The following is a 445-nucleotide window of genomic DNA, read 5'->3' as shown; positions in this document are numbered from 1 at the left end:
CGACGAGCGCCGGCGACGATATGGTGTTTCTGGTACAGGCGGCCGATCTGCCGTAATGCTGTAGTGGCGTAATGCTGTAGTGCCCTCAGGGCTCGCTCGACGCAGCGAGCCCTCGCCTAAGTTCACGCACCCCGGTTACACTCGGGTTCCCGGGTCCGCGCGACTCACGGCATGGAGGATAGTGGTTCGTCATGACGCTCAATTGGCTCGACGTCGGCTTTGCCGTCGCCTGCATCCATGCACTGGGAGTCGTCGCCGCAATCCATGCCGTTCTGACGGTACGGACGTCGCAAGGCGCGGTTGCATGGGCGGTGTCGCTCGTGACGATGCCCTACCTCACGCTCATCCCCTACCTGTTCCTCGGCAGATCGAAGTTCATCGGCTACGTCGAAGCGCGTCGCGCCCGCAATGAAGCGCTGCAGTCGCGCATCGGCGAGACGCAGTG

Annotated in this window: 1 protein-coding gene; it reads left to right on the top strand. The window is 63.4% G+C overall.

The annotated features are described in order from the left end of the window. Window positions 1-191: 191 nt before the first annotated feature. The coding region (locus tag CDV44_RS27445) for a PLDc N-terminal domain-containing protein (protein ID WP_170936141.1) at window positions 192-445 on the top strand (254 nt) is incomplete at its 3' end.

The organism is Pandoraea sp. PE-S2R-1 (assembly GCF_002179865.1).
In the GTDB taxonomy this organism is placed as follows: domain Bacteria; phylum Pseudomonadota; class Gammaproteobacteria; order Burkholderiales; family Burkholderiaceae; genus Pandoraea.
The sequence above is the reverse complement of the archived record's forward strand: the minus strand, read 5'-3'. Positions and strand labels throughout refer to the sequence as shown.